General features: G+C 59.6%; 1 protein-coding gene. It reads right to left on the bottom strand.

Annotation, left to right across the window (positions count from 1 at the left end; all coding sequences use genetic code 11):
* Nucleotides 1-213: type II 3-dehydroquinate dehydratase (locus A3728_RS19725; protein ID WP_150120904.1), on the bottom strand; the 213-nt coding region annotated here is incomplete at both ends.

The following is a 213-nucleotide window of genomic DNA, read 5'->3' as shown; positions in this document are numbered from 1 at the left end:
GGGTATAGGCACCGGCGTTGAGGATGACGCCATCATGCCGTCCGCGCGCATCGTGCAGCGCGTCTATCATTTCGCCTTCATGGTTCGATTGAAAAAACGCCACTTCATGCCGCGATTTTTCCGCATGCGCCTGGCAGGCGCTTTCGATATCGGCGAGCGTGGTCGTTCCATAGACCTCTGGCTGGCGGGTGCCGAGCAGGTTCAGGTTGGGAC

It is taken from the genome of Sulfitobacter sp. HI0040 (assembly GCF_001634885.1).
In the GTDB taxonomy this organism is placed as follows: Bacteria; Pseudomonadota; Alphaproteobacteria; order Rhodobacterales; family Rhodobacteraceae; genus Sulfitobacter.
Note: the sequence above shows the minus strand (reverse complement) of the source record. Positions and strands in the feature narration are given on the sequence as shown.